Below are 16,197 nucleotides of genomic sequence, written 5' to 3' on the forward strand. Positions count from 1 at the left end.
GACCGCCTGATCAGCCCTGACGGAGACCCCGATGTTTCAGCCCTTCTTTGAAAACCTGCGCAAGGCGGCGGTTCCGGTATCCCTGCGGGAGTATCTGACCTTTCTCGAGGGGATGAAGGCCGGGCTGGCGACCTATGATATCGACGCTTTCTACTATCTGGCGCGCGCCGCCATGGTGAAAGATGAGCGCAATATCGACAAATTCGACCGCGCCTTTGCCACGACATTCTCCGGGCTGGAGGTGATACCCGCCGAGGCGGTGATGCAGGCCGTGGATATCCCCGAAGAGTGGATCCGCAAGATGGCGGAAAAGCATCTGAGCGAGGAAGAGCGCCGCGAAATCGAGGCGCTTGGCGGGTTTGAAAAACTGATGGAAACCCTGAAAGAGCGGCTGAAGGAACAGGAAGGCCGCCATCAGGGTGGCAACAAGTGGATCGGCACCGCTGGCACGTCGCCTTTTGGCGCCTATGGCTACAATCCCGAAGGCGTGCGCATCGGCCAGAAGGAAAGCCGCCACCAGCGCGCCGTGAAGGTCTGGGACAAGCGCGAGTTCAGGAACCTCGACGGCGATGTCGAACTGGGCACCCGCAACATCAAGGTGGCGCTGAAACGGCTGCGCCGCTGGGTGCGCGAGGGCGCTGCCGAGGAGCTGGACCTCTCCGGCACCATCCGCGCCACCGCCGAACATGGCTATCTGGATGTGAAGACCCGGCCCGAGCGGCACAATGCGGTGAAGGTACTGCTGTTTCTGGATGTCGGCGGGTCGATGGATCCGCATATCAAGGTGGTGGAGGAGCTGTTCTCGGCGGCGCGCAGCGAGTTCAAGCATCTGGAATATTTCTATTTCCACAATTGCCTCTATGAAGGGGTCTGGCGCGACAACCGGCGCCGCTGGGAGGCGCAGGTCCCCACCCATGAGGTGCTGCGCACCTATGGGGCGGACTATAAATGTATCTTTGTCGGCGATGCCTCGATGTCGCCTTATGAAATCGCCTATCCCGGCGGCGCCAATGAGCATTGGAACCCGGAGGCAGGCCAGGTCTGGCTGGAGCGGGCGCGGGCGCAGTGGTCCTCACATCTGTGGATCAACCCGGTGCCGGAGGCCTATTGGGGCCATACCCATTCGATCCAGATGATCCGGGAGATTTTCGAGGATCAGATGGTGCCGATGACATTGGCGGGACTGGAGCGTGGGATGCGGGAGCTGACGCGCTAGGCCCGGCAGCCCGCACAGGCCACGCGCGGCGAAAGCTTGCCAAGTCACCCTGCCTCGGGTAGACCAAGCGCCAGAGAATTGGAGAGTTTATGTCCTGGTGAAGAAGGGGCGGCAGAGGCCACCCCGGTTTGCAGATTGCCCCGGTGAAGACCACCTGCGCTCATCCGCAGGTGTCAGGAAAGATCTGCGCGACATTCATCAGAGACACGGATCCGGGCAGGCCCCGCGATCACACCAAGAAAGACATTCCCAATGACAAGGGACTATTCCCAATTCCTGAGCCCCGCCTCCACTGACGGATCTGCCGATACCGCGCGACCGCTGAGCCCGCTGGAGCATCTGGGCTGGCAGAGCTTTTTCTCTCAGCAAACCGATCTCGAAGAGATCGCCAGCCATCCGCCCGTGCGTATCACCGAGGTGAACCGCAGCGGGCTGCGCGCCCTTGGCGATGGCATCGACATGGTGATCCCCCCCGGCCCCGAGGCCACGGTGGGCGACTGGCTGATGCTGGACGCCGAGCTGCCGACCCATAGCCGGGTGCTGGAGCGCAAGAGCCTGATCCGCCGCCGCGCGCCGGGCAAGGATCGCAAGATCCAGCTGATTGCGGCCAATATCGACACCATGTTCGTGGTCACCTCCTGCAACGCGGATTTCAACGTCGCGCGGCTGGAACGGTTTATCGCCATGGCCTTTGACGCGGAGGTGACGCCGGTGATCGTGCTGACGAAGATCGACCTCTGCGACGATCTTGAGCCCTATGTCACCAAGGCAAAGGCGATTTCCGATCTGGTTGAGGTGGTCCCGCTGAACGCCAAGAGCGAGACCGCGCGCGAGGCGCTGGCGCCCTGGGTCCGGGCCGGGCAGACGATTGCCTTTCTCGGCACCTCCGGCGTGGGCAAATCCACGCTGACCAAGGCATTGGGCGATGATCTGGATATCGCAACCCAAGGCATCCGCGAAGATGACGCGCGCGGGCGCCATACCACCACCCGGCGGCAGCTCTATTTCATCGAAAACGGCTGCGGCGTGCTGGACACGCCGGGAATGCGGGAGTTGCAGCTGACCGATGCCGCCGAGGGGGTGAGCGATGTTTTCGCCGATCTTGAAGAGCTGTCCACCCAGTGCCGGTTCCGCAACTGCGCCCATGAGGGCGAACCGGGCTGCGCGGTGCAGGCCGGTATCGCAGCCGGCGAGGTGGACCCCGCGCGGCTTGACCGCTGGCGCAAGCTGGCGGCGGAGGAGGCGTTCAACTCGGCCTCGCTGGCGCAGCGCCGTGCCAAGGACAAGAGCTTTGGCAAGATGGTGAAAACCGTGAAGTCGATCAAGAAACGCAACCGGAAGTAACCGCGCTGCGCGATCAAGACAGAAAGGGCGCCTCGTTGGGGCGCCCTTTTGCTATGTGCAGATGCGGGGGTTTTGCCCCCTGCCACCCGGTCAGCTACCGCCCTGTAGCAGCGGCGTGATGCGGCGTACGGCAGCGCGGCGGTTGGCGCGCTCGGCGCGCTGTGTCACTACCGCCAGATCGGTTTCCCCATAGCCCTGCACCACCATGTTTTCCGGCGGCACGTTGAAATATTCGGTGAGCGCCAGCGCGACACTCTCGGCGCGGCGGTCCGATAGTGCCAGATTATAGGGCGCGGCACCGACCGCATCGGTGTGGCCTTCGATCAGGAACACGTCCTGCGGGTTCTTTGCAATCATCTCGCGCATGGCATTGCCCAGCGCCGATAGCTCTTCGGCCTCGGCGGCGCGGATCACGGCAGAGCCGGTCTCGAAGTTGATGGATTGCACGGTGATTTCCGGCACCAAGCGGCGCACCGCGTCAATATTGCGGATCTGGCGCAGGGAGAAGCGGCGGTTGACCTGCGGCGCTTCCTTTGCCGCCAGGGCCAGCGCCAGCTCATCGGCGCTGATCGCGTCGCTGCTGAAACCTGACTGACGCGGGGCGGCGGTGGGCAGTTCGGAGACCACAACATTGTCGCTGCGCTGGGTGTCGTCGAACAGGACCACGGTGCTGCCATCGGTCAGCGTGCGGGTGCGGCGCAGGACGCGACCATCGCGGGCGCGGATGGTTTCCACCTCTGCGCCATCCTCGCGTACGACAACGGTGCGGGTGGACCCGTCCTTGAACTTGTAGGTAGTGACATTGCTGCCGGGCTGGCGAAGCAGGGCGTCGTCATTCTTGATCACCCGGTACTGGCCGTTCTGTTCAACCACCGCGCGGTCGCCGGAATTGCTGACAACGGTTTCGCCCTGTTTCAGGAGCTGGCCGATGGCCACGGCCCCCAGTCCAAGCAGAGCGGCCTTCTGCAACTTGCTGAGACCGTCATCGTCGTTGTCTGCGGTGGCAGCGGCGCTGTTGCTGTCAGTTTCAGCGTTTGCAGACGTCTCGGCAGTGGCCGCGGCCTCAGCCGCCGGGGTGTTCACCGCGGTTTCAAATTCCTCATCCGAGCTGCGCGCGCTGTCCTCGGTCACGGTTTCCTCGACAACCTCTGCCTCCTCGGTGGCGGCGGCGCTGGCCGCTGCGGCGGCGGCGCTGTCATCTGCCTCCTCGGTCTGGGCAAGGGCGTCGGCCTGCGCCTGACTGTCGAGCGGCTCAACCTCGGGTTCGGGTTCAGGATCGGACGCAGGTGCAGGGTCGGTCCCGGCCTCAGCCTCTGCCAGCGCTGCGGCCAGTTCGGTGTCGGAGGTGGTCTCGGCCTCAGCCGTAGCCTCGGGTGCGGCGGCGGCGCCTGCCTCTGTGCTGGCGGCTGCATCCACCCCGTCATTGGCTGCCGGCTCCACCGGTGTCTCTGCCTCTGCGGTGGTTTCACCTGCGCTCTGTTCAGCGGCTGTCTCTGCCGTCTCGGCCGGAGCTTCGGTCGGCGCGGTCTGAGATTCGGCAGGTTCTGGGGCAGGTTCAACCGGAGCGGCGGCGGCCTGCTCGGCCTCGGTCGGGGCTGCTGGCTCAGCCTGTTCGCCTGCCTCAGGTGCAGGCTCAGCCTGTTCAGCGCCCGCCATCAGCGCAACGGACGCGAGCGCCGGATCCAATGCTGCGTCCAGCTCTCCGGTGACATAGGCCTGGCAGAATTGTGCCTTGGCCCCTTTGCCCTTGCCTTTGAGGATCTCACCTTCGGGGGTGATGCGGCCGTTTTGCAGCCAACGCAGGCAGCGCTGCACGGCCTCGGTGATCTGCTCCGCCGTCATCTGGCTGAGATCGGTCGGATCCGATTTGGACTGCGCCGGTGCGGCGACTGGAAGGCTGAGAGAGACGATGACCGCCAACGCGGTCGAGGATCTGAGAAGCTGCGAAACCATGCGGTGTTCCTTTCGCTGTGCGGTGCAAAGCCTAAGGAGCCAACTCGCGGCAAAGCAAATAAGTTGCCTGTGAGGGTCATTTTTCGGCCAGAGCCTGCCGATGCGGGCGTCGGGCGCCGGGGTCAGTCGGCGGTCAGCATCTGCAACAGGCGCTGTTTTTCGCCGCTGTCATCCTGACGCGCGAGCATATCCGCCAGATCCTGAAGCGCGGCAATGGAATGGCCTGCGCGAAAGCTGTCGACATGAGGCAGCATGGCGCGGATGCCGCGCGCCTTGGGGGCGAACCCGTCAAAGCGCAGCAAGGGGTTGAGCCAGATCAGACGGCGCGCGGAGAGATGCAGCCGCTGCATTTCCGCACTGAGCTGATCGCTATCGTCGCGGTCCAGCCCGTCGGTGATCAGCAGGACCACGGCCCCCTGCCCCATGACGCGGCGCGACCAGTCACGGTTGAAATCATGCAGGCAGGCGCCGATCCTTGTGCCGCCCTCCCAGTCCTGCGCCTCGCCCCCGGCTGCGGCCAGGGCGGCATCAACATCACGCTGCGCCAGATGGCGGGTAATGTTGGTAAGCCGTGTGCCGAAGGTAAAACCATGGACCCGCGCCCAGCCCGGCCCCTTGCGATTGGCGACCGCATGCAGGAAATGCAGGATCAGGCGGGAATATTGGCTCATCGAGCCGGAGATATCGCAGATCACCACCAGATTGGGCCAGCGCAGCCGGCGCTGCGCCCGTGCGAGGGTCGTGACCTCTCCGCCCTGACGTGCGGCCTGGGCGAGCGTGCGCCGCCAGTTGATCCGGCTGCCAGAGGGAGCCGCCATCAAACGGCGCGACTGAATGGGGCGGATCGGCAGCTGCATCTTGGCCAGCATCCGCTTGGCCTCGGCCACCTCGGCGGTGCTCATCTGCTCAAAGTCGAGCTGCCGCAACCGTTCCTCGCGCGACATGGTGAGTTCGGCGTTTAATTCCAGCTGTTCCGGTGGCTCCTCCCCCTCCGGCGGGTCAGGGCGATCCGGTGCCTCAGCCCCGTCCAGCAATGCCTCGGCGGCGCGTTTCTGGGCCGGTTTGGCGGCCTTCTCCTCCTGCGTGCCACGGATTGCGGGCAGCATCGCCGCCATCATATGCTCCAGAAAGCGCGGATCGCGCCAATAGAGGCGAAAGATCTGCGCAAAGACCTGACGATGCTCCGGCTTGGAGACAAAACAGGCGTGCAGCGTCCAGTAGAAATCCTGTTTCGAGGTAAAGCCAGCAGCGGCAACAGCCTCCACCGCCTCGCTCACCCGGCCCGGACCGATAGGCAGCCCAGCGCGGCGCAAAGCCCGCGCGAAATGGGTGATGTTCTGCGCCAGCCGGGGCGTTTCCGGCAGCGGCAATGGCGGGTATTCAGGCATATGGACAGGGAAGGCGCATCAGGCGGGACCCAGCGCGGCACGGGCCTGATCGAGAATGCGTTTGGCCTCTGATCCATGCAGGCGGCTGATATCATCCTGATATTTCAGGATGGCCCCCAGCGTGTCGGCGATCACCTCGGGCGACAGGTCGATCACATCCAGCGCCAGCAGGCAATTGGCCCAGTCGATGGTTTCGGCGATGCCCGGGCGTTTGAACAGATCCTCGGTGCGCAGAGCCTGCACAAAGGCGACGACCTCCTGCGACAGACGCGGTGCGAGACCGGGAGCGCGGGCGGTCAGGATCTCCATTTCGCGCTCAAAGTCCGGGTAATCCACCCAGTGATAGAGACAGCGGCGTTTCAGCGCGTCATGCACCTCGCGGGTGCGATTGGAGGTGAGGATCACAATGGGCGGCTCGGGAGCCTTGATGGTGCCGAGTTCGGGGATGGTGACCTGAAAATCGCTGAGCGCCTCAAGCAGGAAGGCCTCGAACGGCTCATCGGTGCGGTCGAGTTCGTCGATCAGCAAGACAGGTGCGCCCGCCGGGTCCGGCTGCATCGCCTCAAGCAGCGGGCGGCGGATCAGATAGTCGTCGCTGAAGAGTTCCGCCTGAAGCGCAGCACGGTCGCTTGCCTCCCCGGCAGCGACTTCGGCGGTGCGGATGGCCATCATCTGGGCGGCAAAGTTCCATTCATAGACGGCGCTGGCGGCATCCAGCCCCTCGTAGCATTGCAGCCTTATCAGCCGACGTCCAAGCGCGGCAGCGAGTGTCTTGGCGATCTCGGTCTTGCCGACCCCGGCCTCGCCCTCCAGAAACAGCGGCCGACCGAGGCGCAGCGACAGGAAGACCACCGTGGCAAGCCCGCGATCCGCGACATAGCCCGCGCCTGTCAGCAGGGTTTGCACCGCATCAATGGAGCCGGGCAGACCGTTGGCCTGAGCCTGCCCCTGAGCCCGTCCCCGAGCCTGGGCGCTGTCCGCTGCGTGGCGGGTGGGATTTTCCGGCTCGACCGCCTGTGTTTCCTGCGACATCTGCCCCCCTTCTGGTCCCTGATCAGGAGACATCTGGCCCCTGACCAACAGGCCATATGTTCGGCACCAAGAGGCCACGCCGAACTGGTCGGGTCAAGCGCTTGTCGATGCCACTTTGGTCTCATAGACGCCCCGCCGACCACGCCCGCACCGCATGTACCGATCTGCACAGCAAGGCCCAAACACCCGGCGCAGCGGCGCATGACATTGACCGGCTTTCGCTGCAATGCGATGACAGAGGCAGGCCATCCGCCCCAAGGGCGCGCCATGCCCCCAAGGCGGCGACGGCACAGACGTAGCGGGAGACAGCATGCGAACACTGGCCGTAACATGTGTAAAGAACGAAGGGGCTTTCCTGCTGGAGTGGATCGCCCATCACAAGGCCGTCGGCTTCAGCGACATTCTGATCCTGTCCAATGACTGCGCGGATGGCACCGACCGGATGCTGGATCGACTGGATGAACTGGGCCATATCACCCATCTGCGCAACGACGGCCCCTATGACAAGGGCGGCATCCAGTTCACCGGGCTGAAGAGAGCGGACAAACACCGGCTGATGCGCAAGGCGGACTGGGTGATGGCGTTTGACGTGGATGAGTTCGTCAATATCCACGTCGGAGACGGCCGCCTGACCGACCTGCATGACGCGCTGCCGGAGGCGGATGCGATCACCCTCACCTGGCGGCTGTTCGGCAATGGCGAAACGGTGCGCTATCAGGACCAGCCGGTGACCGACAGCTTTACCCGCTGCGCACCGGAGGTGATCCACTGGCCGTGGCGCGCGGCGATGTTCAAGACGCTCTATCGCAATGACGGCACCTATCGCAAACTGGGGGTGCATCGCCCGCGAAGCCCACAGGAGGAGGCCGCGCTGGCGCGGTATCGCTGGTTCGACGGATCGGGTCGTGAACTGGGTCAGGACTTCAGGACGCAGCGGATCTATTCCGACTATGGTCAGTCGAATTTCGATCTGGTGCAGCTCAACCACTACCCGCTTGGCGCGATGGAGAGCTATGTGCTGAAAGCCGACCGCGGACGGGTCAACCGCCCGGGCGAGCTGGGCATGGATTATTGGGTGGAACGCAATTTCAACACCGATGAGGACGGCAGCATCGCCCGCTATCGCCCCGCCCGTGAGGCGATCGCCGAGCTGCTGCGCGAAGACCCCAAGCTGCAGCGCCTGCACGAACGCGCGGTGCAGTGGCGCCACGACCGCTTTCGCATGTTGATGCAGCAGGAGGCCTATCGGACATTGTTTTCGCGCCTGCTGATGACACCGCCTTCGCGGCTGATCAGCCCCGGAACCGCCCGCACTCTCGCCGGTTTTGCCACCTTGGGCCGTCACAGCGCGCAGCAGGGCAGCGACAAACCCGACAATGGGCAGGACTGAGCAGTGGGCAGAGCTGAGCCCTGACCGGATGCGATCGGCCCGCCCCCGCCGCCCGCGCAGCAAGCCGTTCCGCCTCCTTTTGCGCGCAACAATGGCCGACAAACCGGCCTTACAATTTCCAATTTTAGCCTTATTTCGCCTTTAGATGTTGCTGGAGGCAAACCCGTCCGATCCAGGACGGGGCGAGAGGACGAGGCTATGCAGCAGGATACGTTGGACACGCTGGACGAGGATCTGTCCGGGCTGAAGCCCGCGCAGTGGCAGGCCCGCATGGCCGCGCTGGCCGAAGAAAACGGCATGTATCAGCCGCTCGGGAACCGTCACTTTGCCAGCTTCATCGATCAGGGCAATACGCTGCTGGTCAGCTTTGAGACAATCCAAGGCATCCACAACCTGTCAGATCTGGCGCAGCCCCTCGGGTTTGATCTGGTCAAGAACCTGGGCTGGTCGCATCTGTGCCTCATCTCCAACGGCGACACCTGGTTTCGCAATGACCGCATCTTCGGGTTTTTCGACCAGCTGATCGATGATGGTTTCTTTGACGAATTCGACAAGGTGGTGTTCTACGGCGCCGGTCCCTGCGGCTATGCCGCGGCCGCCTTCTCCGTGGCCGCGCCCGGCGCTACCGTGGTCGCGATCCAGCCGCAAGCAACCCTTGATCCCCGGCTGACAGACTGGGACGACCGCTTCACCGAGATGCGCCGTGTCGATTTCAGCAATCGCTACGGGTTTGCCCCCGACATGATGGATGCGGCCCGGCAGGGCTTTGTGATCTACGATCCGCGTGAGCGGCTGGATTCCATGCATGCCGCCCTGTTTGCACGAAAAAACGTGATGCGCCTGCGCACGCCCCATCTGGGCGACACTGTGCAGACCCGGCTGATCGAGATGGAAATCCTCTATAATATTCTGGCGCTGGCCGGTGCCGACCGGCTGACCGAACAGCAGTTCTACAAACTCTATCGCGCCCGCCGCACCAATGGCCCGTATCTGCGAAAGCTGATGGCAGAGCTGGAACAGACAGACCGCCCCTATCTGATGGCGCTGCTCTGCCGCAATGTCACCGGCAGGCTGCGCGCCCCGCGCTTCCGTCGTCGGCTTGAGGCGCTCCGGAAACGCGCTGCCGAGGGCGAGATCACCCTGCCACCCGAGCGCTGAGCGACACCGGGGACAGGCCAGCAGCGCGACAAGATGATCCCGTCGCTTCCCCTTCGCGCGGCCCTGTGCTAGGCGAACGCCATGACCGTTCAGCTCACCATCCCCCGCCCCGATGACTGGCATCTGCATCTGCGCGACGGCGCGATGCTGAAGGCCGTTCTCCCCGAAACCGCCCGCCATTTCGGCCGTGCGATCATCATGCCGAATCTGGTGCCGCCCGTGGTGACCGGTGACCAGGCCGCCGCCTACCGCGACCGTATTCTGGCGGCCCTGCCCGACGGCATGGCATTTGAACCGCTGATGACGCTCTACCTGACCGAGGACACCGATCCTGCGGATGTGGCAGCGGCCCACGCCAGCGGTCTGGTCAAGGCGGTGAAGCTGTATCCGGCCGGGGCCACCACCAACTCTGCTTCGGGGGTGAGCAATTTCGACAAGGTCCGTGCGGTGCTGGAGACGATGGCAGAGATCGGCCTGCCGCTCTGCACCCATGGCGAGGTCACTGACCATGATATCGACATTTTCGACCGCGAGGCGGTGTTCATCGACCGGGTGCTGGACCCGATCCGCAAGGCGACACCGGGCCTGCGGGTGGTGATGGAACATATCACCACCAGAAACGCCGCCGATTATGTCACCAGCCAGGACGAAGACCTCGGCGCGACAATCACCACGCACCATCTGATCATCAACCGCAACCACATCCTGGCCGGCGGCATCAAACCGCATTACTACTGCCTGCCGGTGGCCAAGCGCGAGGAGCACAGGATCGCCCTGCGCGCGGCCGCCACCTCCGGCCATCGGCGGTTTTTCCTCGGCACGGATTCCGCGCCTCATACCGACCCCAACAAACTCAGCGCCTGCGGCTGTGCCGGCTGTTTCACCGCCCCCAATACGATGTCGCTGCTCGCGCATGTCTTCGAAGAAGAGGCCGCACTGGACAAGCTGGCGGGCTTTGCCTCGGAACATGGCCCGGCCTTCTACGGCCTGCCCGTCAATGCAGACAGGCTGACCCTGATCAAGCAGGACAATGCCGTAGTGTTCCCCGACCAGATCAGCACCGCCGATGGCCCGGTGACCGTCTTTGATCCGGGGTTTGATGTATTCTGGAAAGTTGCCTGACCATATCTGCTGGCTCCAAATATCCCCGCCGGAGGCTCCTGCCACCGGCGGCTCGCGCCGACCACAAGGATGATAGAATGATCCCCTCCTCCTACCCTTCCCGCGAAGAAATCGCCCGTCTTTCCGCCCGTATGTTGCTGGAGATCGGCGCGGTGAATTTCAATACCGAGACGCCTTATACCCTGGCCTCCGGCCTGCCGTCGCCCAGCTATATCGACTGCCGCAAGCTGATCTCCTTTCCGCGGATCCGCTCGACGCTGATGGATTTCATGACCGTCACGGTGATGCGCAATGCCGGCTTTGAGGCCTTTGACAATATTGCCGGGGGCGAAACCGCAGGTATTCCCTTTGCCGCGCTGGTCGCCGAGCGCATGGCGCTGCCGATGACCTATGTGCGCAAGAAGCCCAAAGGCTATGGCAAGAACGCCCGCATCGAAGGCGCGATGAGCGACGGCGAGCGGGTGCTGCTGGTGGAGGATCTGACCACCGATGGCGGTTCGAAACTGTCCTTTGTCGATGCGATCCGCGAAACCGGCGCCTCCTGTGGCCATACGGCAGTGGTCTTCTACTACGACATCTTCCCCGAAACCGAAAAGACGCTGGGCGACCACGGCGTATCGCTGCACTATCTGTGCACCTGGTGGGACGTGCTGGCCGAGGCGCGCGCGCAGCAGGCCTTCTCCAGCGAGACGCTGGATGAGGTGGAGCGTTTCCTCAAGGATCCGCGCGCCTGGCAGGACGCGCATAAATCCGCCTGATCTGAAATCAGCACAGTGATGCACCGGGGGCGGCCTGTGGACAGGGCTGCCCTCGAATCCTCTCTGCCACTGGCAATCTCCCAGATATAGATCGCTTCCCAGATTACACCACATGATATAGAATGCGCCCAGCCCAAGCCGGTCTCTGTGGATTTGGCGCACAGGCCAGCCTGCGGATATCCACAGGCTGTTCACAATTCATCCACAGAGTTTTCCAGATAGCCAAACCGCGCGCCACGCCGGTATAACGCGGGGCCAAAGACGAGAGCAGCGATGAACGATATTACGCCTTTTGACCCCAATCTGCCCGCCGCCCCGCAGCCTGATGCCACTGGCGAGGGCAATGCAGACGACGTCAGCATCCTGCCCCATTCCGTCGAGGCCGAACAGCAGCTCCTCGGCGCCATCCTGACCAACAACGACGTCTACGACCGCGTTGCCTCGATCATCACCTCGGCGCATTTCTACGATCCGGTCCATGCCCGCATCTACGAGATCGCCGCTGCGCGGATCTCAAAGAACACGCTGGCCTCCCCGGTCACGCTGAAGGCGTTCATGGAGGATGACGAGGGGCTGAAGGAACTGGGCGGCCCTGCCTATCTGGCAAAACTGGCAGGCGCCTCGATCTCGGCCTTTGCGGTGCGCGACTATGCGCAGATGATCTATGATCTGGCGATCCGCCGCGAGCTGATCGCACTGGGGCGCAGCATCGCCGACAAGGCACGCCGCGTCGATGTCGCCTCCGAACCCAAGGAGCAGATCGTCGAGGCGGAACAGTCGCTTTATAAACTGGCCGAACAGGGGCAGACGGAAAGCGGCTTCAAATCCTTTCTCAAGGCGGTCACCGAAGCGGTCAATGTCACCAATGAAGCCTATCAGCGTGGCGGCGGCATGGCCGGGATTTCCACCGGTCTGGCTGATCTCGACAAACAGCTCGGCGGCCTGCACCCCTCGGACCTCCTGATCCTCGCCGGGCGGCCCTCGATGGGCAAGACCTCGCTGGCGACCAACATCGCCTTCAACGTGGCCAAGGCCTATAAGCGGGGTGTGAAACCCGATGGCACCGAAGGCGCCATTGACGGGGGGGTGGTTGGCTTTTTCTCGCTGGAGATGTCGGCCGAACAGCTGGCCGGCCGTATCCTCGCCGAGGCTTCGGAAATTTCCTCCCACAAGATCCGTCAGGGCGATATGACCGAGGAAGAGTTCCGCCGGTTCGTTCAGGCGGCGAAGGATCTGGAAAGCTGTCCGCTGTTTATCGACGACACCCCGGCGCTGCCGATCTCGCAGCTCGCGGCCCGGGCACGACGCCTGAAGCGGACCCATGGGCTGGATCTGCTGGTCATCGACTACCTCCAGCTCTGTCGCGGCATGGCTGACAACCGGGTCAATGAAATCGCCGAGATCTCCATGGGCATGAAGGCCATCGCCAAGGAGCTGAACATTCCGGTGGTTGCCCTCTCCCAGCTGTCGCGTCAGGTGGAAAGCCGCGAAGACAAACGTCCGCAGCTGTCGGATCTGCGGGAATCAGGCTCGATCGAGCAGGATGCCGACGTGGTCATGTTCGTGTTCCGCGAGGAATACTACAAGGAGCGCGAGAAGCCCGGCGATCACGAGCTGGACAAGATGGAAGAATGGAAACAGGCCATGGAACGGCTGCACGCCAAGGCCGAGGTGATCGTCGGCAAGCAGCGTCACGGCCCCATCGGCACCGTGGAACTGGCGTTTGAGGCGCAGTTCACCCGTTTCGGCAATCTCGCCAAAGCCTGGCAGCAGGACCATGCGCCCGAATATTGAGCGCTGATAATTCGGCAATCGACATCAGGCGGCGCAGATCTATTGCGCTGCCTTGTTGTTATGCCGCGGCCCTGCCCCGCGCGCCCTGCCGACTTGGGCCGCAGCTCGGCGCTTGTCCTCGGTCATGGTCCAGGTCTTGCCTGTCACCTTTCCAGAAATACTCAAAATCCCCGATCGCGGCGCAGATCATCACTTGCCGTGACAGCCCCTGAAGCCCCGGTCTCCCCGCAGGCCGATATGTGTCAGGTCAGCGCCGAAACTCCGCCAAGCACGCCCGCAGCAAAGCCGGAATGCGGTTTCCCCCTTGACCCCTGTGCCCCCCATGTCATGAACAGCACATGACGACTGCTAGACTGACACTCAACCTCGATGCGCTGGTGACCAACTGGCGCAACCTCGATGCGCTGACCAATTGCGAAACCGCCGCCGTGGTCAAGGCCAATGGCTATGGGCTGGACGCAGGCCGCGTCGGCAAGGCGCTGGCCAAGGCGGGTGCGCGCAACTTCTTCGTGGCCATGGCAGAGGAAGGCGTGGCCCTGCGCCGCGCCATCGGCCCCGGCCCCGGCATCTCGGTCTTTGCCGGCCATATGGAGGGCGACGCAAAACTGCTGCGTGATTTCCAGCTGACGCCGATGCTCAATTCGCTGGACCAGATGCTGCGCCATTTCGAAAGCCTGCCGGGGCACCCCTTTGGCGTGCAGCTCGACAGCGGCATGAACCGGCTCGGCATGGAAGCCGCCGAGTGGAGCGCCGTGCGCGACATCGCGCTCAGCCAGGGGCCGGTGCTGCTGATGTCGCATCTGGCCTGCGCCGATGAGCCGGCCCATCCGATGAACGACCAGCAGTTGCAGCGCTTCGTCGAGATGACCGACGGGCTTGATCTGCCCCGCTCCCTCGCCGCGACCGGCGGGCTGCTGCTGGGGCGCAAGTATCACTTCGACCTCTGCCGTCCGGGCATCGGCCTATATGGTGGCCAGCCCTTCGGTGATGCGCTGCCGGTGGTGCAACTCGATCTGCCGGTGATCCAGATCCGCAGCCTGGATCTCGGCGAGACCGTCGGCTATGGCAACAGCTGGACTGCACAGCGCCCCAGCCGTATTGCCACCGTCGCCGCAGGCTATGCCGACGGGCTGCACCGCGCGCTTGGCAATGGTGGGATCAAGGTCTACGCGGGCGACACGCCCTGCCCCGTGGTCGGCCGGGTGTCGATGGATCTGATCACGGTCGATGTCACCGACCTTGGTGACGAGCCGAGCCATCTGACCATTCTGAATGAACGCCAGACCGTCGATACGCTTGCCGATGCGGCCGGCACCATCGGCTATGAAATTCTCACTTCCCTCGGCAGCCGCTATGCACGGAGCTACACCGGATGAGCACCCTCTCGCGTCTCTCGCCCCTCAGCCTGCTTGCCCGGCTGGGACAGATGGCCCTTGCCGGACTGGGGGCTGTGGGGCGGGTCACGCTCTTTGGTCTTTCGACCTTCAGCCACATGCTGCGCCCGCCCTTCTACCCGCGCGAGCTGCTTAATGCGCTGTTGCAGGTGGGCTGGCTGTCGCTGCCGGTGGTTGGGCTGACCGCGATTTTCACCGGCGCGGCCCTGGCCTTGCAGATCTATGCCGGCGGCGCCCGCTTCAACGCAGAGGCTGTGGTGCCGCAGATCGTGGCGATCGGCATGGTCCGCGAGCTTGGCCCGGTTCTGGTCGGGCTGATGATCGCCGCGCGCGTCACCTCCTCCATCGCGGCGGAGATCGCCACCATGAAGGTGACCGAGCAGATCGACGCGCTGGTGACGCTCTCCACCCATCCGATGAAATACCTGGTGGCGCCGCGGGTGCTGGCCGCGCTGATCACAGTGCCGGTGCTTGTCGGGGTTGGTGACATCATCGGCATTATGGGCGGCTATGTGGTGGCGACCCAGAATCTGGGCTTCAACCCGGCTGCCTATCTGAAGAACACCGTAGATTTCCTCGAAACCCGCGACATCGTCTCGAGCCTGGTCAAAGGCGCCGCCTTTGGCACCATCGCCGCCACGATGGGCTGCTACTACGGCATGCAGTCGGGCCGCGGCGCGCAGGGCGTCGGCCGCGCCACCAAAGGCTCGGTTGAGGCCGCAGCCGTGCTGATCCTGGCCGCCAATTTTGTCCTTACAGGGATTTTCTTCTCGCTATGATCCAGATGAAAGACGTCTATAAGGCCTTTGGCGACAACCGCGTGCTCAATGGCATGAATCTCGAGATCGCCAAAGGCACCTCGATGGTGATCATCGGCGGCTCCGGTACCGGCAAATCGGTGGCGCTGAAAAGCATCCTCGGCCTGATCCAGCCCGACAGCGGTGAGATCCTTGTCGATGGCAAACCCGCCGGATCCGGCGACCGCGACATGTTTCTGGCCCGCTTCGGGATGCTGTTCCAGGGCGGCGCGCTGTTTGACAGCCTGCCGGTCTGGCAAAACGTGGCCTTCCGCCTCCTGCGCGGCGCGCTGAAGCGGCCCACCGAAGAGGCGCGCGAAATCGCCATCGAGAAGCTGCGCCGGGTGGGCCTGAAGGCTGATGTGGCGGACCGGCTGCCCGCAGAACTGTCGGGCGGCATGCAGAAGCGTGTGGGTCTTGCCCGTGCGATTGCAGCCGAGCCCGAGATCATCTTTTTCGATGAGCCGACCACCGGCCTTGACCCGATCATGTCCGGCGTCATCAACGACCTGATCCGCGAAATCGTGGTCGAGATGGGCGCAACGGCGATGACCATCACCCACGACATGTCCTCGGTCCGCGCCATTGCCGACAATGTGGCGATGCTGCACGCAGGCGTGATCCAATGGACCGGCCCGGTCAGCGAGATGGACCAGTCGGGCGATCCCTATCTCGACCAGTTCATCCACGGCCGCGCGGAAGGACCGATCGAGGCGGTGCGTTAGGCCTCGCGGCCCTTTTTTTTTGCGAGGGTCGCTGTCTCTGGCACCGCGTCTGGCGTTCGCTCACAGCCTTCCCCCTTCAAATCCGGCACTAAACGCGCAAGTCTTGGCCGACCCCAGAAAACGAGC

At 63.7% G+C, this 16,197-nt stretch carries 13 protein-coding genes; 10 read left to right on the plus strand and 3 right to left on the minus strand.

Features of this window, described 5'->3' with window-relative positions:
- The first annotated feature begins 31 nt into the window (after window positions 1-31).
- Both VWZ81_RS15080 and rsgA read left to right on the plus strand, forming a co-directional pair.
- Window positions 32-1,216, plus strand: a complete 1,185-nt coding sequence (locus VWZ81_RS15080; RefSeq protein WP_416542866.1) for a vWA domain-containing protein — start codon at window positions 32-34, stop codon at window positions 1,214-1,216.
- 252 nt (window positions 1,217-1,468) lie between these two features.
- On the plus strand, window positions 1,469-2,560 hold the full coding sequence (gene rsgA, locus VWZ81_RS15085) for a ribosome small subunit-dependent GTPase A (protein WP_416537764.1): 1,092 nt from the start codon (window positions 1,469-1,471) through the stop codon (window positions 2,558-2,560).
- 90 nt (window positions 2,561-2,650) lie between these two features.
- Here rsgA and VWZ81_RS15090 read toward each other — a convergent pair whose 3' ends face one another.
- From VWZ81_RS15090 to VWZ81_RS15100, 3 genes are all read right to left on the minus strand, one after another.
- A complete protein-coding gene (locus VWZ81_RS15090) occupies window positions 2,651-4,513 on the minus strand; it encodes an OmpA family protein (RefSeq protein ID WP_416542865.1) in 1,863 nt (620 codons plus the stop codon).
- 122 nt (window positions 4,514-4,635) lie between these two features.
- Window positions 4,636-5,901 (minus strand): vWA domain-containing protein, encoded by a 1,266-nt coding sequence (locus tag VWZ81_RS15095; RefSeq protein WP_416542864.1) that lies wholly within the window; start codon window positions 5,899-5,901, stop codon window positions 4,636-4,638.
- An 18-nt stretch (window positions 5,902-5,919) separates the two neighbouring features.
- Complete coding sequence (locus VWZ81_RS15100; RefSeq protein ID WP_416537767.1) at window positions 5,920-6,933, minus strand: AAA family ATPase; 1,014 nt, start codon at window positions 6,931-6,933, stop codon at window positions 5,920-5,922.
- 310 nt (window positions 6,934-7,243) lie between these two features.
- Between VWZ81_RS15100 and VWZ81_RS15105 the strand changes: the two genes are divergently transcribed.
- The 8 genes from VWZ81_RS15105 to VWZ81_RS15140 all read left to right on the plus strand — a co-directional run bounded on the left by VWZ81_RS15105 (window position 7,244) and on the right by VWZ81_RS15140 (window position 16,071).
- A complete protein-coding gene (locus VWZ81_RS15105; protein ID WP_416542863.1) occupies window positions 7,244-8,323 on the plus strand; it encodes a glycosyltransferase family 2 protein in 1,080 nt (359 codons plus the stop codon).
- 198 nt (window positions 8,324-8,521) lie between these two features.
- Window positions 8,522-9,481 (plus strand): phosphoadenosine phosphosulfate reductase, encoded by a 960-nt coding sequence (locus VWZ81_RS15110; RefSeq protein ID WP_416537769.1) that lies wholly within the window; start codon window positions 8,522-8,524, stop codon window positions 9,479-9,481.
- Window positions 9,482-9,562: 81 nt separating this feature from the next.
- The gene (gene pyrC / locus VWZ81_RS15115; protein ID WP_416542862.1) at window positions 9,563-10,603 is read left to right on the plus strand and encodes a dihydroorotase; all 1,041 of its coding nucleotides are present in this window, start codon (window positions 9,563-9,565) and stop codon (window positions 10,601-10,603) included.
- Window positions 10,604-10,680: 77 nt separating this feature from the next.
- Window positions 10,681-11,361, plus strand: coding sequence for an orotate phosphoribosyltransferase (locus VWZ81_RS15120; RefSeq protein ID WP_416535910.1), 681 nt, complete (start codon window positions 10,681-10,683; stop codon window positions 11,359-11,361).
- A gap of 273 nt (window positions 11,362-11,634) precedes the next feature.
- Window positions 11,635-13,155, plus strand: coding sequence for a replicative DNA helicase (locus tag VWZ81_RS15125; protein WP_416535911.1), 1,521 nt, complete (start codon window positions 11,635-11,637; stop codon window positions 13,153-13,155).
- Window positions 13,156-13,493: 338 nt separating this feature from the next.
- Window positions 13,494-14,531 (plus strand): alanine racemase, encoded by a 1,038-nt coding sequence (gene alr, locus VWZ81_RS15130; protein WP_416535912.1) that lies wholly within the window; start codon window positions 13,494-13,496, stop codon window positions 14,529-14,531.
- A complete protein-coding gene (locus tag VWZ81_RS15135) occupies window positions 14,528-15,328 on the plus strand; it encodes an MlaE family ABC transporter permease (RefSeq protein ID WP_416542861.1) in 801 nt (266 codons plus the stop codon). The genes alr and VWZ81_RS15135 overlap by 4 nt, the downstream gene beginning before the upstream one ends.
- A complete protein-coding gene (locus VWZ81_RS15140; protein WP_416537773.1) occupies window positions 15,325-16,071 on the plus strand; it encodes an ABC transporter ATP-binding protein in 747 nt (248 codons plus the stop codon). Before VWZ81_RS15135 ends, VWZ81_RS15140 begins: the two co-directional genes overlap by 4 nt.
- Window positions 16,072-16,197: the final 126 nt, after the last annotated feature.

Source organism: Phaeobacter sp. JH20_34, assembly GCF_048056095.1.
GTDB classification, from domain to species: domain Bacteria; phylum Pseudomonadota; class Alphaproteobacteria; order Rhodobacterales; family Rhodobacteraceae; genus Phaeobacter; species Phaeobacter bryozoorum.

Coding starts and splice junctions, on each gene's coding strand:
- VWZ81_RS15080 (WP_416542866.1), top strand. CDS start 32: ATGTTTCAGCCCTTCTTTGAAAACCTGCGCAAGGCGGCGGTTCCGGTA.
- VWZ81_RS15095 (WP_416542864.1), bottom strand. CDS start 5,901: ATGCCTGAATACCCGCCATTGCCGCTGCCGGAAACGCCCCGGCTGGCG.
- VWZ81_RS15090 (WP_416542865.1), bottom strand. CDS start 4,513: ATGGTTTCGCAGCTTCTCAGATCCTCGACCGCGTTGGCGGTCATCGTC.
- VWZ81_RS15100 (WP_416537767.1), bottom strand. CDS start 6,933: ATGTCGCAGGAAACACAGGCGGTCGAGCCGGAAAATCCCACCCGCCAC.
- VWZ81_RS15110 (WP_416537769.1), top strand. CDS start 8,522: ATGCAGCAGGATACGTTGGACACGCTGGACGAGGATCTGTCCGGGCTG.
- rsgA (WP_416537764.1), top strand. CDS start 1,469: ATGACAAGGGACTATTCCCAATTCCTGAGCCCCGCCTCCACTGACGGA.
- VWZ81_RS15135 (WP_416542861.1), top strand. CDS start 14,528: ATGAGCACCCTCTCGCGTCTCTCGCCCCTCAGCCTGCTTGCCCGGCTG.
- VWZ81_RS15125 (WP_416535911.1), top strand. CDS start 11,635: ATGAACGATATTACGCCTTTTGACCCCAATCTGCCCGCCGCCCCGCAG.
- VWZ81_RS15120 (WP_416535910.1), top strand. CDS start 10,681: ATGATCCCCTCCTCCTACCCTTCCCGCGAAGAAATCGCCCGTCTTTCC.
- pyrC (WP_416542862.1), top strand. CDS start 9,563: ATGACCGTTCAGCTCACCATCCCCCGCCCCGATGACTGGCATCTGCAT.
- alr (WP_416535912.1), top strand. CDS start 13,494: ATGACGACTGCTAGACTGACACTCAACCTCGATGCGCTGGTGACCAAC.
- VWZ81_RS15140 (WP_416537773.1), top strand. CDS start 15,325: ATGATCCAGATGAAAGACGTCTATAAGGCCTTTGGCGACAACCGCGTG.
- VWZ81_RS15105 (WP_416542863.1), top strand. CDS start 7,244: ATGCGAACACTGGCCGTAACATGTGTAAAGAACGAAGGGGCTTTCCTG.